Source organism: Streptomyces desertarenae, from assembly GCF_042681365.1.
Lineage (GTDB): Bacteria > Actinomycetota > Actinomycetes > Streptomycetales > Streptomycetaceae > Streptomyces > Streptomyces desertarenae.
On record NZ_JBHUFU010000001.1, the window covers coordinates 629,965 to 652,206 of the forward strand.

Below are 22,242 nucleotides of genomic sequence, written 5' to 3' on the forward strand. Positions count from 1 at the left end.
GTGCTCTCGACAGACCTCTGTGAGAGGGGTCACCCTGTCATGCATCCACGCGGGGAGGCATGGATGGGCAGGAGCCGCAGAACAATTCCGGAGGAGCTTCTGCTGCTGGCCCTGGACCCGGCCACGGGTACCACGGCGCAGCCGCAGTCGCTCGACCTCGGCCTGGCCGGGGCCCAGCTCGTCGAGCTGGCTCTCGCAGGACGGATAGCCCCTGACGGGGACCGAATAGCCGTGGTGCTGCCGCGGCCGACCGGAGATCCGACACTGGACTCCGCGCTGGAACTGCTGCGCAGGCGCGGCAGCCCGGTGCGAGCGGTCCACTGGATCGGCGGGCCCAGACTGGGCCTGCGTCAAACCTATCTCACACACCTGGAGCGCTGCGGCATGGTCCACGCCGTATCCAGCCAGATGTGCGGGGTGCTGCCGACGACTCGCTACCAGGCGACGGACACGGCGGTGAGCCGGGAGATCAGGGCCCGGCTGGACAGTGCGATCCGCACCGGCGTCCCGCCGGACCCGCGGACCGCGGCGCTTGCCGCGCTGGCCCACGCGGTCGGTCTCGGCAAGCACCTCTATCCCGGCAACGAGGGACGGTCATCCCGGTCCCGGCTGCGGGATCTGATCAGGCACGACCCGATGGGCGGCCTCGTCGCGCACGCCGTGATGGACGTGCAGAACGGCGTCGCGGCCCAGCAGCCGCGGCGCGCCGCACCGAGCCGGGGCGGCGGCGGCCGGACGGCCGCGCCACCGTCGCTCGCCGGGCAGGCGCGGCGGGGCGGCATGGCCCGCGCGGGCGCCCGCTGACCCCACACACCCGCCACCGGCATCCCGGTGGTCGGCGAGCCACAGCCGGACACAGGGACCGGTCGCCCGGCCGCGGGCCGGTCCACCGGGCCGGGCCGCGGGGTGGCGGCCCGCACGCCGAGGCCGGCGTGCGGGCCGCCACCCCGCGCTTGCGCGCGCACACCCTCTGTGGCCGTTTCCCGGCGGAGCGGCCGCCGTTGGTGGCAACCTGCTGGGGGAACGGTCCTGTCCGGCACAAGCGGAGGTGTGCGCACCGTGGCATCCAACGTCAATCCCACCGTCAGGCGGCGCCGGCTGGGGCAGGAACTGCGCCGGCTCCGCGAGCAGAAGGGGATGACGGCCGAAGAGGTGGCCGAGCGGCTGCTGGTCTCCCAGTCCAAGATCAGCCGACTGGAGAACGGCCGACGCAGCATCAGCCAGCGCGACGTCCGCGACCTGTGCGGGGTGTACGAGGTCGAGGACCGGCGGATAGTCGAGTCCCTGATGCAGATGGCCAAGGAGTCCAGACAGCAGGGCTGGTGGCACGCCTTCGGCGACATCCCCTACAGCGTCTACATCGGGCTGGAGACGGACGCGGCGTCCCTGCGGGTGTACGAGCCGCAGGTCATGCCCGGGCTGCTGCAGACCCCGGCGTACGCGGAGGCCGTCGTCGCCGGTGCGCTGCCCGAGGCGTCCGCGGCGGACGTGGAGAAGCGCGTGCAGGTGCGGCTGCGGCGCCAGGACCGCATCCACGACACCAGGAACCCGCTGCGCCTGTGGGCGGTGATCGACGAGGCGGCGCTGCGCCGCACGGTCGGCGGACGGCAGATCATGCGGGAGCAGCTGGAGCGGCTGCTGGAGCTGTCCCGCCTGCCGCACGTGACGGTGCAGGTGATGCCCTTCGCCATGGGCGCGCACCCCGGGCTCAACGGCCAGTACGCGATCCTGGAGTTCCCCGACGCGGCGGACTCGACCGTGGTCTACCTGGAGGGCGTCACCAGCGACCTCTACCTGGAGAAGGCCGGCGACGTCCACAGCTACAGCGTGATGTACGAGCATCTGCGGGCGCAGGCCCTCAACGTCGACCAGTCGCGGGAGTTCATCGAGGGCATCGCCAAGGAGTACACACGCGGCTGACGCAGCCGGCTCCGGGCCCGCGCGGCCGGAGTGCGGCCGGGGGTGCGGGCGTCCGCGCGGCGCCGGCGGTGCCGATGGCGCCGCAAAGTACACCCCGCGACGGTTCGGTGGGAAGACCCGCTTGGAATATGCCATCCGGTCGAGTGAACGACGGCTTCCAAATCCTCGATCGGCGGGTACCGTCTGCCGCACGCCGGGCCCACCCGGCACTCTTCACCACTCGGGAGAAAACGGAGCAGACATGGCCATTCGACAGGGCATGACCGATCGTTGGACCAAGTCCAGCCACTCCGCCGGGAACGGGGCGTGCGTCGAGGTGCGCTCCCCCGAGCCGCGCGAGGTCGCCGTACGCGACTCCAAGGTTCCGCAGGGGCCGTCGCTGGCCTTCGAGCCGGGGTCGTGGACCGCGTTCGTGGGAGCCCTCGGCCGGAAGGCGCTCGACCGCGGCTGATCCTTCCCGCAGCCGGTCCCGTACCGAACGCCCGCGCCGCTGCCGACCGCTCAGGCGCGGCGCGCGCCCGCCGTGCCGCCGCACCGGGTCACGGGGTGCGCGGGAAGCCCGGCACGACCGACCGAAGCCCTCTCGTCTGGTTCGCCGTCCCGGCCGAGGGGGCTCGGCGCGTTCCGGGAGCGCACCGTCCGGGGGCACGGCGCTCCCGGAAGGGCGGGCCGTGCTCCCCGGAGGGCCCGTCAGGTCCGCGGGTAGCGGGTGAGCCAGCCCGGCGAGCCGGCCGGGGTGGCGGGGGTGTGGAGGGCCGGCCCCTGGGTCATCTCCATGGCGAAGTCGTCCGCCAGCTCCAGGATCGTGGCCCGCCCCTCCAGCTCGGCGACCCAGTTCGGCGGCAGGGCCGTCTCCCCGTGCAGGACGCCCAGCAGGTTGCCGCAGACCGAACCGGTCGAGTCCGAGTCCCCGCCGTGGTTCACGGCCAGCAGCAGCCCGTGCCGCACGTCCTCGGCGACCAGCGCGCAGTACACGCCCATCGCCAGCGCCTCCTCCGCCGTCCAGCCCTCCCCCAGCGACTCCACGCGCTCCGCGGTCGGCAGGCCCTGGCGCACGGCGCCGAGGGCCTGCTTGAGCGCGTCGGTGGTCTCCTCGTGCCCGGGGTGGGCGGCCAGGTGGACCAGGGCGCGCTGCACGGCGCCGTCCAGGCTCTCGCCGCGCGCGACGGCGTGGACGATGACGGCGAAGGCGCCGGCCGCCAGGTAGCCGGTGGGGTGGCCGTGCGTCTGGACGGCGCACTCGACGGCGAGCTGGAAGACCAGTTGCGGCTCCCAGCCGACGAGCAGCCCGAAGGGCGCCGAGCGCATGACGGTGCCGCAGCCCTTGGAATCGGGGTTCTTCGGCGCCTCCAGCGTGCCCATCCGGTCGTCGGCGAGGCCGGTCAGGCAGGCGCGGCCGGGGGCGCGCTGGGAGTACAGCCACTCCTGGCGGGCCAGCCAGCCGTCCTCCGTCCTGCGCTCGTCCGGCCCCCAGTCCCGCTGGGTGGCGGCCCAGCGGCGGTAGGCGGCGTGCACGTCGGTCGGGGGGTGCCAGGCGCCGGTGTCGCGCCGCACGTGGGCGCGGATGAGCCCGTCGACGGTGAACAGGGTCATCTGGGTGTCGTCGGTGACGGCACCGCGCCGTCCGTAGGCGGGGACGTAGTCGGCCACCCCCTGCGGGCCGTGGGCCTCGCGGATGGCGTCGAGCGAGTCGAACTCGACGCCCGCGCCGAGCGCGTCGCCGATGGCTCCGCCCAGGAGGCAGCCGCGCACGCGGCTGCGGAAGTCCTGCTGCTCTGCGCGGCCCCAGATGCCGCCGCCAGCCGTCACGGTCACTGCGCCGTCCCTCCCGTCGTCCGGCCGTCTGCCCGTCCTGCCCGTGCGCTCCGTGCTCTTCCGGTGCCGCCGGCCGCCCCGTCCGCCGGGGCGGCCCGCGCCGGTCCGCACTGTAATCGACCCCCCGGCGGTCGGGAGGGAACGGAAGCAGGCCGGGACCGGGAGATCCCGGGGAGACCGCCCGGGGCGCCGGCGGGGCGGGCCCGCGCGGTACGGCCCCTCAGTCCCCCAGCACCGGCAGCAGTTCCGGAAGGTGCCCGTCGGAGGCCAGGGCGGCGCGCACGCGCTCCTCGGGGACCTCGCCGTAGACCGTCGTACGGGGCCGGGACGGGCGCCCGGCGGCCTCGGCGATGGCGACCAGGTCCCGCACGGAGCGGTAGGAGCCGTAGGAGGAGCCCGCCATCCGGGAGATCGTCTCCTCCATCAGCGTGCCGCCCAGGTCGTTCGCGCCCGAGCGCAGCATCTCCGCCGCGCCCTCGGTGCCCAGCTTCACCCAGCTCGTCTGGATGTTGGTGATGTGCGGGTGGAGCAGGAGGCGGGCCATGGCCGTCACGGCCCGGTTGTCGCGCGCCGTCGGCCCGGGGCGGGCGATGCCCGCGAGGTAGACCGGGGCGTTGGTGTGGACGAACGGCAGCGTGACGAACTCCGTGAAGCCGCCGGTCTCCTGCTGGATGCGGGCCAGCAGCCGCAGGTGGCCCAGCCAGTGGCGCGGCTGGTCCACGTGCCCGTACATCATCGTCGACGACGACGGCAGGCCCAGTTCGTGCGCGGTGGTGACCACCTCGACCCAGGCGGCCGCCGGCAGCTTGCCCTTGGTGAGGATCCAGCGCACCTCGTCGTCCAGGATCTCGGCCGCCGTGCCCGGGATGGAGTCCAGCCCGGCCTCCTTGGCCGCGGTCAGCCAGTCGCGGACCGACATGCCGGTGCGGGCCGCGCCGTTGGCGACCTCCATCGGCGAGAAGGCGTGGACGTGGATCCCCGGCACGCGCTCCTTGACCGCCCGCACGATGTCGAAGTACGCGGTGCCGGGCAGGTCCGGGTGGATGCCGCCCTGCATGCACACCTCGACCGCGCCGACCTCCCACGCCTGCGCCGCGCGGTCGGCGACCTGGTCGAGGGAGAGGGTGTAGGCGTCGGCGTCGGTGCGGCGCTGGGCGAAGGCGCAGAAGCGGCAGCCGGTGTAGCAGACGTTGGTGAAGTTGATGTTGCGCGTGACGATGTAGGTCACGTCGTCGCCGACGGTGTCGCGGCGCACGTCGTCCGCGACCCGGCAGAGCGCGTCCAGGGCCGGGCCGTCGGCGTGGAGGAGCGCCAGGGCCTGCTCGTCGGTGAGGCGGGTGGGGTCGTCGGCGGCGGTGGCCAGCGCCGCGCGCACGTCGGCGTCGATGCGCTCGGGTGCCATGCCGGGCGCGGCCTGCTCGCGGAGCGCCCCCCAGTCGCCGTACACCTCGTCGAAGTCGGTGCGGCGGTCGGCGGTGCGGCCGGTGGTGTCGATGGTGCGGTGCAGGTCGGTACGGCCGCCGGCGGTGAACCCCTCGTCGGGCTCCTGCCAGGGCCGCCCGGTGACGACCGCGTCCTCGCGGGCCAGGCCCGTGGCCGGGTCGGCCAGGGCGGTCACGTGGGGCAGCAGCCGGGGGTCGAGCCAGGGCTCGCCGCGGCGGACGAACTCCGGGTAGACGGTGAGGCGTTCGCGCAGGGAGAAGCCCGCGGCCCGGGTGCGCTCGGCGAGCTCGTCGATGTGCGGCCAGGGGCGCTCGGGGTTGACGTGGTCGGGGGTGAGCGGGGAGACCCCGCCCCAGTCGTCGATGCCGGCGCCGATCATCAGCGCGTACTCGGAGTCCACCAGGTTGGGCGGGGCCTGGATGCGGGCGGAGGGGCCGAGCACGTGGCGGGCGACGGCGACGGCGGCGGCCAGCTCCTCCAGCTCGGCGTCGGGCATGCCGCGCATGGCCGTGCCGGGCTTGGCGCGGAAGTTCTGCACGATGACTTCCTGGACGCCGTGGTACGCCCGCTGGACGCGGCGGATCGCGAACAGCGACTCCGCCCGCTCCTCGGGGGTCTCGCCGATGCCGATGAGGATGCCGGTGGTGAAGGGGACGGAGGAGCGCCCCGCGTCCTCCAGCACCCGCAGCCGGACGGCCGGCTCCTTGTCGGGCGAGCCGTGGTGGGGGCCGCCGGGCTCGGACCACAGGCGGGTGGCGGTGGTCTCCAGCATCATGCCCATCGACGGGGCGACGGGCTTGAGCCGCTGGAAGTCCGACCACGTCAGCACGCCGGGATTGAGGTGGGGCAGCAGGCCCGTCTCCTCCAGCACCCGGACCGCCATGGCCCGGACGTAGGCGAGGGTGTCGTCGTAGCCGTGCGCGTCCAGCCACGCGCGGGCCTCGGGCCAGCGGTCCTCGGGCCGGTCGCCGAGGGTGAACAGCGCCTCCTTGCAGCCCGCCGCGGCGCCCCGGCGGGCGATGTCGAGCACCTCGTCCGGGGAGAGGTACATCCCGTGGCCCTCCCGGCGCAGCTTGCCGGGCACGGTGACGAAGGTGCAGTAGTGGCAGCGGTCCCGGCACAGCCGGGTCAGCGGGATGAAGACCTTGCGCGAGTAGGTGATCACTCCGGGGCGGCCCGCGGCCTCCAGTCCGGCGTCGCGCACCCGGGCGGCCGACGCCGTCAGGTCGGCGAGGTCCTCCCCGCGCGCCTGGAGCAGCACGGCCGCCTCGGCGGTGTCCAGCGCGACCCCGTCCCGGGCCCGTTTGAGGGCACGTCGCATGGCGTTGGCGGTGGGGGCTGCCGGCGCGCTCGAAGTCATGTCCCGAGCATACGAGCGCCGCCCGGCGGCACTCCGGAGCGCCCGTGCGGGCATTCTCACACTCCGCAGGTCCCAGGGCCCCTGCGGGGAGGGTTCGGGAGGGGGCCGGGCGGTGGCCGGACCGCCCGGGGATCTCAACGGGCGGTGCTGTGGCCGGGCCCGGGGATCCTCCGTGCGGTACCTCGGGGCGGTGCGGGCGCACCGATCGCTCGGGTGGCCGTGGCGTCTCCGTCTTCCCCGCCGTGCGGGGCGCGGTCAGCGTTTGACGCGGCTGCGGACGGCGAGGACGGCCAGGCCGAGGAGGACGGGCTCGGCCAGCCGGGAGGCCATCTCGGTGTAGGTGCCGACGGGGGTGAGGTTCTGGCCGGAGGAGCGGAAGACCACCGAGGTGACGACCACGCGCAGGGCCTTGTCGGTCCGCTCGGCGGTGACACGCTCCCCCAGCGGACCGTCGGGGGGACGCGGATCGGGGGTGCCGGCGGTCAGGGTGATGTTCTTCCCGGCGGTGACCTGGCGGCCGGTGATGGTCGGTTCGGGGTCGTCGGCGGGCAGGCCCCACAGCAGCAGCACCGTGAAGGTGACGGCCATCGCCGCCCCCAGCCAGACCAGGGCCCGGAAGGCACGCAGTCCGTAGCCGGAGACGGCCCAGTAGGCGGTCAGCAGCGCCCGCTCGGCCCGGGGCCGGGTGGCGTCGTGGCGGCGCATCTCGCACTCGCCGTAGTAGAAGTCGGCGGCGTCCGGCTCGTTCTTGCCGTCCTCCAGCGACTTGCGCAGCTGCCGGTACAGCGCCGCCACCGCGGCCGGCCGCAGCTCGGGGGCGTCGGGCGGTGGGGGCGTCCAGCCCCGGGCGGTGGCCCGGTCGGGGCGGCGGGCGGTGTGGGTCCGCCAGTGGTGCTCCTCGGTCAGGGTGTTGCGCGGGCTCCACCGCCAGGGAAAGCGCCGGCTCCAGCCGGGGGGTGCGGGGGCGAAGGTGCACCAGCCGTCGACCTTCAGCCGGTCGAGGTGGACGGCGCCGGCGAACCGGCACCTGCTCAGGTCGATGTCGTGCAGGGCCAGGTGCGCGGCGTCCACCCCGCCCAGCGAGGTCAGGCGCACGCCGGGGTCCTGGCCGGACAACTCCGTCTCCGGCAGCAGGTCGTCCGGGCCGGGGGCGGGGAAGGGGGTGGGGCGGGCGGCGACCAGCACCGGGTACTCGAAGACCGCGTCGCGCAGGTCCAGCTCGGCGTGGCGCAGGTGCAGCGTGGCGGTCGACGCCCACCGGGTGCGCGCACAGCTCACCCGACGGGCGGCGATCTCCGCCACCACCGGCTGCTGGAACACCGCACCGTCCAGTACCACCCGGTCGCCGCACACCAGCGGCCCCAGGCGCGGCGTTCCCTCGAACCGCGCCCCGTCGAACCGGGCGTGGTCGGAGAAGGCCGCCCCCTCGAACCAGGCGCCACCGGAGAAGGACACCCCGCCGAACCGGGCGTCACCGAAGAAGGACGCCCCGACGAACCAGGTGTGGTCGGAGAAGGCCACCCCCTCGAACCAGGCGCCGCCGGAGAACGACGCCCCGTCGAACCGGGCGGCGCCGATGCGGGGCCGGCCGGTGGTGGAGTCGTGCAGGGCGGCGAGCAGCCGGTCCAGCAGCTCCGGGGGGAAGGAGGTGCCCCGGTGGTCGATGTCGGCGCCGGGGGCCAGGGCGGCGAGGTGGGCGGCGCGATCGGCCTCGTCCAGGTGGGCCAGGCAGGCGGGGTACTCACCGACGTGGACGCCGCGGCAGCCGATCGGATCGGCCCCGGTGGCGCCGTGGCCGCAGTGCGGCCAGGCGGGCGGACTCGGGGACGGCGCAGGGCTCGGGTGCGTCATGTCCGAAGGACGGTCGCCCCGGCCGGACGGTTGCGCGGACCGCTGCCCCGGAAGGGGCACCGCTGGACTCTCCGGCGCGGCGCTGCGGGCGCACCGGGACGGACCGTGCGCCGCCGAGACCCTCCCCGCGGTCCGGCAGCGGTGGTGCGCGGCGTCCCGTCACGCGGTGTCGGCCGGGTTATCCACAGCCCTTTCCCCATCGGTCACGTCGGCGTGGAAGAGTGGCGCGCACCACAGCAGGGGGTGCCGGAGCGCCATCGGGGCACGGCAGGTCGGGAGGCGGGAGATCGGCATGGACCGGCGCGACGTACTGAGGCTGTCCGCCGCCGCGGGGGCGGCGGGCGTGCTCACGCTCCGGCCCGTGGTCTTCGCACGGGCGGAGGACGGCGGGCGGGGCGGGGAGGAGCCGCGGGGCGAGCAGAGCAGGACCGTCCGCGGCCACCTGCCCACGGGAGCGCCGGACTTCGTGTACCTGCCGGTCGAAGTGCCGCGCGGGGTCCGGGAGATCGCCGTCTCCTACACCTACGACAGGCCCGCCGTGCCCGCCGGCACCCCGGGCAACGCCCTGGACATCGGGATCTTCGACGAGCGCGGCACGGCACCGGGCGGGCGCGGCTTCCGGGGCTGGTCGGGCGGCTTCCGCAGCGAGTTCGCCATCAGCGCGTGGGAGGCCACCCCCGGGTACCTCCCCGGTCCGGTGCGGCCCGGCACCTGGCACGTGGTCCTGGGCCCGTACACCGTCGCCCCGCAGGGGATGGAGTACGAGGTCACCGTCACCCTGCGGTACGGCGAGCCCGGCCGCACGCCCCGGCCCGCCTATCCGCCGGAGCGGGCCGCGGGGCGGGGGCGCGCCTGGTACCGGGGCGACTGCCACCTGCACACCGTGCACTCGGACGGGCGGCGCACCCCGGCCGAGGTCGCCGCGGCGGCGCGGGAGGCCGGGCTGGACTTCATCGCCACCACCGAGCACAACACCACCTCCGGGCACGCCGCCTGGGAGGGGTTGTGGGGGGACGACCTGCTGATCCTGTGCGGCGAGGAGGTCACCACGCGCAACGGCCACTTCCTGGCGCTCGGCACCGATCCGGGCACCTTCGTCGACTGGCGCTACCGGGCGCGCGACGACGCCTACGAGCGGTACGTGCGGACGGTCCACCGGGCGGGCGGCCTGGTGGTGCCGGCCCACCCCAGCTGCCCCTTCGTCGGATGCCAGTGGAAGTTCGGCTACGCCGGCGCGGACGCGGTGGAGGTGTGGAACGGCCCGTGGACGGCCGACGACGAACTGGCGCTGGCCGCCTGGGACAACCTGCTGGTCGCGTCCTGCGCCGGCGGGCGCGCGGGCCGGGGCGGGGACGGCGGCCGCGGCTGGATCCCGGCGATGGGCAACAGCGACGCCCACCGCGAGCCGCAGGCGGTGGGCGCGCCCCAGACGGTCGTCCACGCCGCGGACCTGTCGCGTCCGGCCGTGCTGGAGGCGATACGCGCCGGCCGGAGCTGGCTGGCGGAGTCCTCGGCCGTCGGGCTGGCCCTGTCGGCCACCGGGCCGCGCGGCGAGCACGCCGGCATCGGTGAGCGGCTGCGCGTCGCGCCGGACGCGGAGGTGGCGGTGCGGCTGGAGGTGTCGGGGGTGCCGGGCGGTACGGTGCGGCTGATGACCGATCAGGGCGAGATGCACGCCGCGCGGCTGCCCTCCTCCGGTGCGGGCACGGCCGTCTGGCGCACCACCGCGTCGCTGGCGGCGTACGTCCGCGCCGAGGTCCGCCACCCCCGGCCGGAGGGCGCGCCGGCGGAGCTGCCGGGTGCCATGGCGGCGATGACGAACCCGCTGTGGCTGGAGGCCCGCTGAGGGGCGCACTCCCCGACAGGCGCAGAAGTGCCGCTTTCTGACGACACGTCGGGCATCGACGCATCCGACGGCGTGCCGGCCACCGGTTCTGTCGCGGGTTTGCGATGAGTGTGGGGAGAGGACGGGGCACGGCTGACGCGGCGACCCTCGGCAAGGCAAACTGTGCGCTGCGGGTCGTCACACTTCGCAGGGGGCACCATGGACGGCGAGGGGCACACCGAGCGCGAACGACTGCGGCAGCCGGACAACCGCCACCGGCTGTGGTTCGCCGTGCTCGGTCCGGTGCGTGCCTGGCGCGACGGCGAGGCGGTCAACGTCGGCTCGCCCCAGCAGCGGGCCCTGCTGGCCGCCCTGCTGCTGCGCGGCGGCCGGACCGCCACCGCCCAGGAGCTGGTGGACGCGCTGTGGGGCGAGGAGCCCCCGCAGCGGGCCCTGGCCGCGCTGCGCACCTACGCCTCCCGGCTGCGCAAGATCCTCGGCGCGGAGGCCCTGATCAGCGAGTCCGGCGGCTACGCGGTCCGGCTGGGCCCCGACACCGGGCTGGACGTGGACGCCGCCGCCGCCCGCGCCGCCGAGGCGGAGAAGGCCGCCGCCGCCGGCGACCGCCACCGGGCGCGGGAGCTGTACGCCGAGGCGCTGGCCCGGTGGGACGGCGAGACGCTCGCCCATGTGCCCGGCCCCTACGCCGGCACCCAGCGGACCCGGCTGGAGGAGTGGCGGCTGTCCCTGCTGGAGCACCGCCTCGACCTCGACCTGCAACTGGGCTCCCACGCCGAGGCGGTCAGCGAGCTGACGGCCCTGACCGCGGCGCACCCGCTGCGCGAGAGACTGCGCGAGCTGCTGATGCTGGCGCTGTACCGCAGCGGCCGGCAGGCCGAGGCGCTGGCCGTCTACGCCGACACCCGGCGGCTGCTCGCCGAGGAGCTGGGCGTGGACCCCCGCCCGGAGCTGGCCGAACTCCAGCAGCGCATCCTCCAGGCCGACGAGGAACTGGCCGCTCCCGCCGAGGAGTCGGCGCGGCGGGCCACCGCCACCTTCGTGCGTCCCGCCCAGCTCCCGGCCACCGTGCCCGACTTCACCGGCCGGTCCTCCTTCGTGGCCGAGCTGGGCGACCAGCTGGCCACGGCCGAGAGCAGGATCATGGCCGTCTCGGCGGTCGCGGGCATCGGCGGGGTGGGCAAGACCACCCTGGCCGTCCACGTCGCCCACGCCGCCCGCGACCACTTCCCCGACGGCCAGCTCTACGTCGACCTCCAGGGGGCGGGCCCCTCCCCGGCCGAACCCGAGGCCGTGCTCGGCGCGTTCCTGCGGGCGCTGGGCACCCCGGACCAGTCCGTCCCCGACGGGGTGGAGGAGCGGGCGGCGCTCTACCGCTCGCTGCTGGCCGGCCGCCGCATCCTGACCCTGCTGGACAACGCCCGCGACGCCGCCCAGGTGCGTCCGCTGCTGCCGGGCACCGAGGGCTGCGCCGCGCTGATCACCAGCCGGATGCGGATGGTGGACCTGGCCGGAGCCCACCTGGTGGACCTGGACGTCATGAGCCCGGAGGAGGCCATGACGCTGTTCACGAAGATCGTCGGCGCGGAGCGGGTGGGCGCGGAGCGGGAGGCCGCCATGGACGTGGTCGCCGCCTGCGGGTTCCTGCCGCTGGCCATCCGCATCGCCGCCTCCCGGCTGGCCGCCCGCCGCACCTGGACGGTCTCGGTCCTGGCCCGCAAGCTCGCCGACGAGCGCCGCCGCCTGGACGAGCTCCAGGCCGGGGACCAGGCGGTCAAGGCCACCTTCGAGCTGGGCTACAGCCAACTGGAGCCCGAGCAGGCCCGCGCCTTCCGCCTGCTGGGCCTGGCCGACGGCCCCGACATCTCCGCCCACGCCGCCGCCGCCCTGCTGGACCGCGCCCCGGAGGAGACCGAGGACCTGCTGGAGTCCCTGGTCGACGCCTCCCTGCTGGAATCGGCGGCCCCGGGCCGCTACCGCTACCACGACCTGGTGCGGCTCTACGCGCGCACCTGCGCCGAACGCGACGAGCACCCGCCGTCCGAGAGGGACGCGGCCGTGTCGCGGCTGCTGGACTTCTACCTGGCCACCGCGGCCGGCGTGTTCGCCCTGGAGCGCCCCGGCGACCGGACCGCCGTCCACCTGGCGCCCACCGACCGCCCCGGTCTCGTCTTCGACGGCCACACCGCCGCGCTGGACTGGCTCTTCGCCGAGGCCGACTGCCTGCTGGCCTGCGTGGAGCAGTCGGCGGACGGCGACACCCTCCGCAGGGCAGCGGACCTGCTGGTCGCCGCCAAGGACCTGGCCGACTCCGGCACCCACTCGCTGCGCTACGAGCGGGCCGCCGCCTCCGTCTGCCGGGCGGCGCAGGGGGCCGGGGACGCCTGGGCCGAGGGCCGGGCCCGGATCATGCTCACCCACGCGCACACGGTGGCCGGCCGTTTCGGGCCGGCCGACGACAACGCGCGCCGCGCCATGGAGCTCGCCCAGGCCACCGGGGACCCGGTCGCCGGCTGCTACGCCCCCAACGACCGCGGCATCATCGCCATCTACCAGAACCGCCACAGGGACGGCGAGGTGTACCTCAACCAGGCGATCGAGGCGTTCAGAGCGGACGGCAACCGCACCGGCGAGGCCAGCGCGCTGTGCAACCTCTCCCGCATCCACCTGGCCCTGGGGCGGACCGACAGCGCGATCCGGCTCGCCGAGCAGGGTGTGGCCATCTACACCGACATGCGGCTCACCATGCGGCTGGCCAACGGCCGCTACGCCCTCGGTGTCGCCCTGACGAGCGCCGGACGGACGCGCGACGCGCTGGAGCAGTTCGACGGGGCCCTCGGTCTCTTCCGCGCCAGCCGCCAGCCGCTGTGGGAGGGTGTGACCCACCTGCGGATGGCCGAGGCCCATCTGGCGGCGCACCGCCCCGCGCAGGCCGCCACCCACGCCGAGCAGGCCCTCGCCCTGCGCGGCATCGGCGGCGAGTGGCGGCGCGGGACCGTGCTGATGGTCCTGGGCCGCGCCCTGGACGCGCTGGGTCAGACGGACCGCGCCCGGGCCTGCTGGCAGGACGCCCTGGGCATCTTCGACTCCCTGGGCTCCCCCGAGGCCGAAGAGGCCCGCGAGGTGCTCTCCCCCTCCGTCGCCGCGTGACGCCGGGCCCGGGCGGGCCGAAACGGCGGGAGCAGACGGGCCGAAACGGCGGAAGCGGGCGTTCATCGATTGTTTATCGCCCTGGGCGATGCTTGTGCCATCGACCCGTCGCGTCGGGGGGCAGGCGGGTCGAGGGCCCACACCCTGCACCGAACGGGATGAGCGGCCCGAAGTCCGTCCGGCGGCCCACGGGGGAGCCGCCGGACGGCCCCCGGGAGTCAGTTCGTCACCAGACCAAGGAGTTGGCCCCATGAGCGAGACCACCGACAAGCCCATCACCGGGGGTCCCCAGCGCGACAACCACGTGTCCAGCCCCGGCAGCGGCGGTGCGACCACGCAGGACAACCACGTCTCGGGTGGTGCCGTCGGCACCGAGGACAACCACGTCTCCGGTGACGAGGTGAAGTAAGGCCATTCGCACGGGGGAGGTCGGGACCGGTCCCGGCGGCAAAGAGGGGGAGCCGCCGCGGCCGGTCCCCGGCATGTACGGCGGGCGGTTACCGGAGAACCTCATGCGGAAGAACACAGCTGTAGGCCCCGGAGGTATCTTCGCCCTCGCGAACCACCAATCCCCCTGACTCATCGAGGAGTTGCCATGACCCGCGTGAAGAAGTTCCTGACCGTGCTGACGGTCGCGATAGCGGTGGCGGGCTTCAGCGCGGTGCCGGCGTCGGCGGACAACCACGTCGCGAGCCCCGGCCCGTCCCAGCCCGCCGGTCTCTGACACCGGCCCGGCGGGAGAGCGCCGGGACACCCGCCGGGGGCGGGACCGCCGCGGCGGTCCCGCCCCCGGTCGCTCGGCTCCGCGGTTCAGCCGACGGTGACGCGGCAGTCGTCCGCGGCGTCCGCCATGCTCGGGTCCCGCGGCTTCACCTCGACGCGCTCGGTCTGGCCCGCCCGGATGCCGACGCGCCGGGAGACGGTGTCGACGACGTCCCCGAAGTCGTCCACCAGGTCCACGCGGACGGTGTAGGTGCCGGAGCTCCCGCCGGAGAGCTCGACCACGGTCCCCTTCCGCGTGGTGGCGCACGAGACGACCTCGGCGTCCGGCTCGCGGTCGCGGGAGGGGCCGGAACTGCTGCCCGACGACCCGCCGGCGGTGCCGGTGTGGCTCCTGTGGAGGTTCGAGCCGCTGGACGACGTGTCCCTGCCGCAGCCTCCACCGCTGCCGCCGCGGCTCTTGCCGCCCCCTCCCTTGCCGCTCCCGCCGCGGGCCTGGGCGAAACCGGACAGAGCCAGCGTCACGACGACGACGGTCGCGACCAGCTTCAGACGGCGCTTCACGCGGTACTGAACGATCGGCTCTCCCCCGGGGCACGTGGTGCGTGGCGGCGCGTCCGGCGCACGCCTCCGCGGCTTCCACCGGGGTTCACGCGCTGTTCCGCCCCCCGGGTTCCCTCCGGCGGGAACCCGGAGCGGAGGGACCGCCGGAACCCGGACCGCGCGGTCCCGCGGACACCGGGGCGCGGAGCCTCAGGAGCGCGCCTGCCCCGTCCCCTTGGCCGCGTCCAGGGCGTAGACGCAGCGGTCCCGGCTGCACGCGAAGACCACGCCGTCGGCCGCCACCGGGGAACCGGTGATCTCCCCCTCCGTGGCGAGCTTCCACCGCAGCCGGCCGCCGACGGCGTCCAGCGTGTACAGGCAGTGGTCCGCCGAGCCGAAGTGGACCCGGCCGTCGGCCGCCACCGGGGAGCCTGTGATCTCGCCGCCGGTGGCGAAGCGCCAGCGCGGGGTGCCGCTGACGGCGTCCAGGGTGTAGAGGGCGCTGCCGCTGCCCAGGTGCACCAGCCCGTCGGCCACCACCACCGGCTCGGCGCTCTGGCGCGCCTCGGTGGCGATCCGCCAGCGGTCGTGGCCGTTGGCCGCGTCCAGCGCGTACACCGTGCCGAGGTAGTCCGCCAGGTAGACGCCGCCGCCCGCGATCGCCGCGCCCGGCACGAACGCCGGCGGGCACAGGAACGCGGCGGGCGCGTCGAAGCGCCACCGCTCCGCACCGGTGGCCGCGTCCAGGGCGAAGACGCGCGATCCCGCGCTCACGTACACCGCGCCGTCGTCGGCCGGGAGCAGCCGCACCGCGACCCCGCCGGTGACCGAGGAGTCGCCGACCGGGTACGACCACTGCTCGGTGCCCGTGCGCGCCTCCAGCGCGTACAGGCGCCCGTCGCCCCACACGTAGACCGAGCCGCCCCGGACCACCGGGCCCGCCTCGGCGGTCTCGAAGTCGGTCTGCGCGCCGGACAGCTCCCACAGCCGCTCGCCGGTGGCCGCCTCCCACGCCTGGACGCCGCCGCCTCGGGTGGCCGTGACGACCGTGCCGCGGTCGGCGCGCAGCGCGTACACCCAGCCGTCCGCCGCCGTCCGCCAGTGCTCGGAGCCGTCACGGGCGCTCAGCGCGTACAGGCTCGGGCCGTCGGAGGCGTGGACGCGCCCGCCCGCGACGGCCATCGACCAGGCCACCTCGCGGGTCTTGAACTGGCGGCGGCCGGTGGCCACGTCCAGCGCGTGGACCTCGAAGGAGGTGACGTACAGCAGACCGTCGGCGACCACCGGCGTGCCCCACACGTCGTTCGACATCCGGAAGCGCCACGGACGCCAGCGCGGCGGCGCGGCGGTCTCGCCGGGGGACGGGGCGTGGGGCACCGCCGCGCCGAGGGCGGCGGTGCTCCCGCCGCTCCCGCCGGTGCCGCCCGAGCCGTCGCTCCGGTCGCTCGGGGCGCGCAGCACCCACGACGTCGGGGCGCCGACCTCCGGCTCGCGCCCCAGGGCGCGGCGCGGACCGGGGCCGATGGGCACCTGGGCGCCGGGCAGCCGCACGGGCCCGTCGTTCGGCGCGTGCGGCGGAGGGGCCGGGGGCGACGGGGGCGGCGGCGGGATCGGCGCGCTGCGGGGCGGGGCGGCCACGGACGCGGCGGACGCTCCCCCGCCGCGCGGGTCGGCGGCCGGGGCGCGCCAGTCGGCACCGTGTGCCGCCGCGGCGGGGGCGGGAGCCGGCGGGACCGGTGCGGAGGCGTGCTGCGGCATCCGGTGCCGGGGCCCGGGGGACGGGTCGGGCCGCGATCCGTGCCCGGCCCCCGCGCCCGCCGGCCCCACCGGACGCGACCGGCCGCCCCGGTGCCGCTCGATCAGCGCCACCGCGCCGGCCGGGAGCCACGCCGAGGCGGTGCCGCTGTCGTCCCCGCCGGAGGAGAACAGGTGCGGGGCGAGCTGCGCCTGGAGGTCGGCCGGGGTGGGCCGCTGGTCGGGCTCGGTCCGCATGCAGGACTCGATCAGGGGTCTCAGCTCGTCGGGCAGCCCCTCCAGGTCCGGGCTGTCGCGCAGCAGCATGAAGACGGTCTCGACCGGGTTGGCGCCGTGGAAGGGCGGGTGCCCGGTGGCGGCGAAGACCAGGGTGGAGCCGAGGGAGAAGACGTCGCTGGCGCCCGTCACGCTGCGCGAGTCCCGCGCCTGTTCGGGCGACATGTAGGAGGGGGTGCCGACGGCGACGTTGGTCATCGTCAGCCGGGTGTTGGACACCCCGGAGGCGATGCCGAAGTCGATCACCCGCGGGCCGTCCTCGACCACCAGCACGTTGGAGGGCTTCAGGTCGCGGTGGACCAGGCCCGCGCCGTGGATGGACTGGAGCGCCTCGGCGACCCCGGCGGCCAGCCAGCGCACCGCCTGCGCCGGGAGCGGACCGCACTCGTTGACTATCTCCTCCAGGGACGGCGCGGGGACGTACGCGGTGGCCAGCCACGGCACGGCGGCGCGCGGGTCGGCGTCCACCACGGCGGCCGTGTAGAAGCCGCTGACCGCGCGGGCGGCTTCTACCTCGCGGGTGAAGCGGACGCGGAACAGCTGGTCCTCGGCGAGCTCGGAGCGCACCGTCTTGATCGCCACGCGCCGCCCCGAGGCCGAGCGGGCGAGGTAGACCAGCCCCATGCCCCCGGCGCCGAGTCGGCCGAGCACCTCGAACGGGCCGATCCGCCGCGGATCGTGCTGCGTCAGCTGCTCCACCACTTGCCTGCCACCTCCCCGTAGGGGTCGACGATCACGTCGCCCCGTGCAGCTTCCCACCGCCGTACCGGTCCCGCGGTCCGACTGCGATTCTTCCTGGCGGAGCCCGCGGTTGCGAACCCGGGGGCGGTGAGTCGCCCCATTCCCCTCCGGGGGCGGCCCGTGCACCGCCCCGTGCGCCCGGCGCGCACCGCCCGCCCTCAGGCGGCCGCGGGGGCCTCCAGCACCCCGAAGCGCGCGCCCTGGTCGTCGACGAGGACGGCGTGGCGGCCGTAGGACGCGTCGTCGGGGCCCTCGACCGCGCGTCCGCCCCGGCGCGCCGCGGCGCGGACGGCGGCGTCGCAGTCGGCGACCGCGAAGTAGACGAGGAAGTGGGCGGGCATCTCCACCGGATACGTGTCGTCGATCATCGTACGGGCCCCGACGGCGTGCTCGTCGTCCCCCGGAGCGCCGGGCAGGGTCCAGACCATGATGTCGTCGGCCTCCCGCCCGGGGGCGGCCGGATGCATGCCGTACCCGAAGACCCGCGCGTAGAAGGCGTCCACCGGGGCCTTCTCCCGGGTGCACACCTCGGTCCACACGTACGCGCCGGGCCGGCCCGTCACCTCGAAACCGGTCAGCAGGTCCGGCTGCCACAGCCCGAAGGCGGCGCCGCCGGGGTCGACGGCCGTCGCCGTCGTCCCCGCCCTGCCGACCGGTACGGGTTCGGTGACGAGCTGTCCGCCCGCCGCGCGGACGCGCGCGGCGGCGGCACCGGCGTCGGGGGTGGCGAAGTGGACGGTCCAGGCCGTCGGCAGCCTGCCGTCCGGTTTCCGCGAGAGCGCGGCGGCCCGGGCGCCGTCCAGGAGGGCGATGGTGTAGAACCCCCGTTCGGGCGGTGCCGGAGCACCGAAGGTCCAGCCGAACAGCCCACCGTAGAAGCGCCTGCCCGCCTCCAGGTCGGGGAGCATCGCGTCCGTCCAGCAGGGCGAGCCCTCGGCGAAGGCGCCTCCGGCAGCGGCCATCTCCGGTTCCTTTCGTACGGTTGTGTTCAGATACGGGAACGCTATCCACTGATGTCCCCTCGTGCAGGGGGACACCCCATTTGGGGTCGGTCGAATCGCGGGCCGATCAGCCCTCGGTAAGCTGACGACATGACAGGACAAGTACGAACTGTTGACGGTCGGGTGGCCGGACGACGCGGCCAGGCGACGCGGCAGAAGCTGCTCGACTGCCTGGGCGAGATGCTCGGCTCCTCGCCCTACCGCGACGTCAGGGTGATCGACGTCGCGCGGCGCGCGGGGACCTCTCCCGCCACCTTCTACCAGTACTTCCCCGACGTGGAGGGCGCCGTCCTGGAGCTGGCCGACACCATGGCCAAGGAGAGCTCCTCCCTCTCCGGGCTCGCCGCCGGCCGCCCCTGGGCCGGCAAGGCCGGCTGGCAGACGGCGGAGGAGCTGGTCGACGGCTTCCTCTCCTTCTGGCAGCGCAACGACGCGATCCTGCGCGTGGTGGATCTGGGTGCCGCCGAGGGGGATAAACGTTTCTCCAAGATCCGAACGAAGGTCCTCAGCAACCTCACCGGGCCGCTCGCCGACTCCGTCAAGGAGCTCCAGTCCAAGGGCAAGGCCGATCCGGGCGTCAGTCCGCCGGCCGTCGCCGGAGCGCTGGTGTCGATGCTCGCCGCGGTGGCCGGGCAGCAGAAGAGCCTCCAGAGCTGGGGCGCCAAGCGGTCCGAGCTCAAGCCGAGCCTCGCCTTCCTCCTCTACCTGGGCGTCACGGGCCGCAAGCCCACCCGCTAGCGGTCCGTCGGCACCGCGCCGCGGACCCCGGCCCCCGCACACGGGCCGCGGCCCGCGCTCCCCGGCCGCCGCCCCGCGCCCCTGTCCTGTCCCCCCGCGCCCCCGTCCCGACGTCCTGCTGTCCCCCGCCGCCCGGCCCCGGACGACCGGCTCCTGTCACCGGCCGTCCGGGGCCGCCGCGTCACGGCCGAAGGGCGCGGCGGGAGGGGGTTCAGAAGCGGCTGTACAGCAGCCTGTTGGGCGAGCCCGTGCCCGGTCCGGCCACCCGGCCCGCGCTGGCGGCGTCCAGCAGCGCCTTCGTCACCGCCGCGGGAGTGGCGGCCGGGTGCTCCGACAGGTACAGCGCCGCAGCCCCCGTCACGTGCGGCGCCGCCATCGACGTACCGCTCATCGTCTTCGTCGCCGTCGTGGAGCCGATGCCCAGAGAGAGGACGGACGCGCCCGGCGCGAACAGGTCCACGCAGCTGCCGTGGTTGGACCAGCTCGCCCTCGCGTCCTCCCGCGTCGTCGCGGCGACGGTGATCACCGACGGCTCGCGGGCCGGAGACTGGTCGCACGCCGGGGCTGCCTTGTTGCCCGCCGAGACCGAGACGGTGATCCCGGCCTGCACCATCTTCCGCACCGCCGCGTCCTTGGCGTCGCCGGCGGAGCCGCCGATGCTGACGTTGGCGACGGCGGGCCTGACGGCGTTCCTCGCGACCCAGTCGTAGCCGGCCAGCACGCCCTCGGTGGTGCCGGAGTTCTCGCAGTCGAGCACCTTCACCGCGACCAGCTCCACGCCCTTGGCCACGCCGTGCGTCGCGCTGCCCACGGTGCCCGCCACGTGCGTGCCGTGGCCGTGGCAGTCGGAGGCCGTCCTGGTGCCGTCCACGAAGTTGTACCCGTAGGAGGCGCGGCCCTCGAAGTCCTCGTGCGCGATGTTGATGCCGGAGTCGACGATGTACGCGGTGACGTTCGACGCCTCGGTGCCGTAGGCGTAGGCCGCGTCCAGCGGCAGGTCGCGCTGGTCGATGCGGTCCAGGCCCCAGGCCGGGGCGACCTGCACGTCCCGGGCGCCCAGGCCGGCCGGGAGGTCGTCGCCGCGCTCGGTGCGGTTGGCCTCCACGTAGGCGACGTCGGGGTGCGCCGCCAGGCGCCGCGCCTGCTTCTCGGTGGCCTCGACCGAGAAGCCCTTCAGGGCGGCGGAGTAGGTGCGCCGCGTCTCGCCGCCGAGGGAGCCGGTCAGCTCCTCGGCCTTCTCCCGTACGCCGGCGGGGGCCCGGAGCGTCCGGGCCGCGCTCCCGGACTCCTTCAGCACCACGATGTACTCGCCGTCCACCGCGTCCGGCGCGTCCGCCCCGCGGACGGCGCCCAGGGGGGCCTCGGGGCCCGGGGACGCGGCCCCGGCCGTGGCGGCGGCGGTCCCGGCGAGGACGAGCGCGGCCAGGGCGGCGCCGACGGCTATGCGGGATCTTCTTCTGTCTCTGTGCACCGTGTGAGTCTCTCTCGGCTGGGGGGTTGGTTCGGACGGGTGTCCGCGGTCGCGGCCGGGGAGGTACCGGGCGCGGGACGCCGGGGTGCCGCGGCGCGGCGGCGCGCGGAGGGCGTCTGCGGGCAGGGGGCGCCCCCCGCCGTGCCGGCCGGCACCTCACAGCCGGCCCCTCCGCCGCGCCCGGCGGACCGGCCGGACGCGGCGCTCGGCGGGGCCCGGCCGGGCGCCTCCCGGTGCGCCCGGGTGCGCCGCCGGGGTGCCGGGGCACGGTTCCCGTGCCGCCGTCCCCCCGCCGTCCCGCCTCATGGTGCGGCACCCTAGTGCCGCCGTCCCGGCGGTGTCACCGGTCGTACCGGCACCGGGGCGGGGCGCCGGCGGGAACGCGGCGGGCGGGCCCGGGCGGGAGAAAGCCGGGCATAGACTCATCGCCATGCACATGTCCGACGACAGCAGACCCGTGCACATCATCGGTGCGGGACCGGGCGGACTGGCCACCGCGGCGGCGCTCCGGGCCCGCGGGATCCGGTCCGTCGTCCTGGAGAGGTCCGACGCGGTCGGAGCCTCCTGGCGCGGCCACTACGACCGGCTGAGGCTGCACACCACGCGCCGCCGGTCCGCCCTGCCCGGCCTGGCGATACCCCGCTCCTGCGGGCGCTGGGTGCGCCGGGACGACCTGGTGCGCTACCTGGAGGAGTACGTCCGCCACCACCGGCTGGAGGTGGCCACGGGCGTGGAGGTCGGCCGGATCGACCGCAACGACGACGGGAGCTGGCTGCTGCGCGCCAACGGCGGCCGGGAGCTGAGCTCGCCGGTGGTCGTGGTGGCCACCGGCCACAACCACACCCCGCGCGTCCCCGACTGGCCGGGCCGGGACTCCTTCGCGGGCGAGCTGCTGCACGCCCGCTCCTACCGCAACCCCGAACCGTACGCGGGCCGGGACGTGCTCGTCGTCGGCACCGGCAACACCGGCACCGAGATCGCCCTCGACCTGGCCGAGGGCGGTGCCGCGCGGGTGCGCCTGGCCGTGCGCACCCCGCCGCACATCGTGCGGCGCTCCACGCTGGGCTGGCCCGCCCAGGCCACCGCCGTCGCGGTGCGGCGGCTGCCGGTGCGCCTGGTGGACGGCATGGCGCGCGGCCTGGCGAAGGTGTCCGTGCCGGACCTGTCGCGCCACGGCCTGCCCCGTCCGCGGACCGGCCTGTACACGCGCGTGCGGCAGGGCGCGATCCCCGTGCAGGACACCGGTTTCGTGAAGGCGGTGCGCAGGGGGCTGATCGAGCCGGTCGCCGTCGTGGACTCCTTCGACGGCGACGAGGTCCGGCTGGCGGACGGCACCGCGATCACCCCGGACGCCGTCATAGCCGCCACCGGCTACCGGCGCGGGCTGGAGGAGATGGTGGGCCACCTCGGCGTGCTGGACGAGCGGGGGCTGCCGCGCGCCCGGGGCCGCCGCACCCTGCCGACCGCCGCGGGCCTGTACTTCACCGGCTACACCAACCCCATCAGCGGCATGCTGCGCGAACTGGCCATCGACGCGCGGAGGATAGCCCGCGCCGTCGCCCGCACGACGACGGACTGAGGGCCGGCCCCGCCCCCGGAGCCGGCCGCCGTCCCC

At 75.6% G+C, this 22,242-nt stretch carries 16 protein-coding genes; 9 read left to right on the plus strand and 7 right to left on the minus strand.

Translation table 11 applies throughout. From position 1 onward, the window contains the following. Positions 1–63: 63 nt before the first annotated feature. From ACFSJS_RS02815 to ACFSJS_RS02825, 3 genes are all read left to right on the plus strand, one after another. Positions 64–804 carry a GOLPH3/VPS74 family protein gene (locus ACFSJS_RS02815; protein WP_380896258.1) on the plus strand — a complete coding sequence of 247 codons (741 nt, stop codon included), beginning with the start codon at positions 64–66 and terminating at the stop codon, positions 802–804. A 255-nt stretch (positions 805–1,059) separates the two neighbouring features. Beyond that, positions 1,060–1,920, plus strand: coding sequence for a helix-turn-helix domain-containing protein (locus ACFSJS_RS02820; RefSeq protein ID WP_380896260.1), 861 nt, complete (start codon positions 1,060–1,062; stop codon positions 1,918–1,920). A gap of 241 nt (positions 1,921–2,161) precedes the next feature. Then, on the plus strand, positions 2,162–2,371 hold the full coding sequence (locus ACFSJS_RS02825; protein ID WP_380896262.1) for a DUF397 domain-containing protein: 210 nt from the start codon (positions 2,162–2,164) through the stop codon (positions 2,369–2,371). Positions 2,372–2,610: 239 nt separating this feature from the next. Here ACFSJS_RS02825 and ACFSJS_RS02830 read toward each other — a convergent pair whose 3' ends face one another. The 3 genes from ACFSJS_RS02830 to ACFSJS_RS02840 form a co-directional block, all read right to left on the minus strand. Then, positions 2,611–3,735 carry an ADP-ribosylglycohydrolase family protein gene (locus ACFSJS_RS02830; RefSeq protein WP_380896264.1) on the minus strand — a complete coding sequence of 375 codons (1,125 nt, stop codon included), beginning with the start codon at positions 3,733–3,735 and terminating at the stop codon, positions 2,611–2,613. 220 nt (positions 3,736–3,955) lie between these two features. Beyond that, positions 3,956–6,538, minus strand: a complete 2,583-nt coding sequence (locus tag ACFSJS_RS02835) for a bifunctional FO biosynthesis protein CofGH (RefSeq protein WP_380896266.1) — start codon at positions 6,536–6,538, stop codon at positions 3,956–3,958. Positions 6,539–6,793: 255 nt separating this feature from the next. Next, complete coding sequence (locus ACFSJS_RS02840) at positions 6,794–8,389, minus strand: pentapeptide repeat-containing protein (RefSeq protein ID WP_380896268.1); 1,596 nt, start codon at positions 8,387–8,389, stop codon at positions 6,794–6,796. A gap of 292 nt (positions 8,390–8,681) precedes the next feature. Between ACFSJS_RS02840 and ACFSJS_RS02845 the strand changes: the two genes are divergently transcribed. The 4 genes from ACFSJS_RS02845 to ACFSJS_RS02860 all read left to right on the plus strand — a co-directional run bounded on the left by ACFSJS_RS02845 (position 8,682) and on the right by ACFSJS_RS02860 (position 14,106). Next, positions 8,682–10,235: a CehA/McbA family metallohydrolase gene (locus tag ACFSJS_RS02845; protein WP_380896270.1), complete on the plus strand. Its 1,554-nt coding sequence runs from the start codon at positions 8,682–8,684 to the stop codon at positions 10,233–10,235. Between the two features lie 198 nt (positions 10,236–10,433). Then, a complete protein-coding gene (afsR, locus tag ACFSJS_RS02850; RefSeq protein ID WP_380896272.1) occupies positions 10,434–13,382 on the plus strand; it encodes an SARP-family global regulator AfsR in 2,949 nt (982 codons plus the stop codon). Between the two features lie 250 nt (positions 13,383–13,632). After that, a complete protein-coding gene (locus ACFSJS_RS02855) occupies positions 13,633–13,791 on the plus strand; it encodes a sigma-like protein (RefSeq protein ID WP_380896274.1) in 159 nt (52 codons plus the stop codon). A gap of 186 nt (positions 13,792–13,977) precedes the next feature. Next, on the plus strand, positions 13,978–14,106 hold the full coding sequence (locus ACFSJS_RS02860; protein WP_380896276.1) for a hypothetical protein: 129 nt from the start codon (positions 13,978–13,980) through the stop codon (positions 14,104–14,106). Positions 14,107–14,192: 86 nt separating this feature from the next. Here ACFSJS_RS02860 and ACFSJS_RS02865 read toward each other — a convergent pair whose 3' ends face one another. The 3 genes from ACFSJS_RS02865 to ACFSJS_RS02875 all read right to left on the minus strand — a co-directional run bounded on the left by ACFSJS_RS02865 (position 14,193) and on the right by ACFSJS_RS02875 (position 18,379). Continuing rightward, positions 14,193–14,666, minus strand: coding sequence for a hypothetical protein (locus ACFSJS_RS02865; RefSeq protein ID WP_380896278.1), 474 nt, complete (start codon positions 14,664–14,666; stop codon positions 14,193–14,195). 189 nt (positions 14,667–14,855) lie between these two features. Then, positions 14,856–17,378, minus strand: coding sequence for a protein serine/threonine kinase AfsK (gene afsK, locus ACFSJS_RS02870; RefSeq protein ID WP_380896280.1), 2,523 nt, complete (start codon positions 17,376–17,378; stop codon positions 14,856–14,858). Between the two features lie 197 nt (positions 17,379–17,575). Next, positions 17,576–18,379 (minus strand): VOC family protein, encoded by an 804-nt coding sequence (locus ACFSJS_RS02875; protein ID WP_380896282.1) that lies wholly within the window; start codon positions 18,377–18,379, stop codon positions 17,576–17,578. A 129-nt stretch (positions 18,380–18,508) separates the two neighbouring features. Between ACFSJS_RS02875 and ACFSJS_RS02880 the strand changes: the two genes are divergently transcribed. Continuing rightward, on the plus strand, positions 18,509–19,156 hold the full coding sequence (locus ACFSJS_RS02880) for a TetR family transcriptional regulator (RefSeq protein WP_380896284.1): 648 nt from the start codon (positions 18,509–18,511) through the stop codon (positions 19,154–19,156). A 211-nt stretch (positions 19,157–19,367) separates the two neighbouring features. Here ACFSJS_RS02880 and ACFSJS_RS02885 read toward each other — a convergent pair whose 3' ends face one another. Further along, positions 19,368–20,627 (minus strand): S8 family peptidase, encoded by a 1,260-nt coding sequence (locus ACFSJS_RS02885; RefSeq protein WP_380896286.1) that lies wholly within the window; start codon positions 20,625–20,627, stop codon positions 19,368–19,370. A 436-nt stretch (positions 20,628–21,063) separates the two neighbouring features. Between ACFSJS_RS02885 and ACFSJS_RS02890 the strand changes: the two genes are divergently transcribed. Further along, a complete protein-coding gene (locus tag ACFSJS_RS02890) occupies positions 21,064–22,206 on the plus strand; it encodes a flavin-containing monooxygenase (RefSeq protein ID WP_380896779.1) in 1,143 nt (380 codons plus the stop codon). Positions 22,207–22,242: the final 36 nt, after the last annotated feature.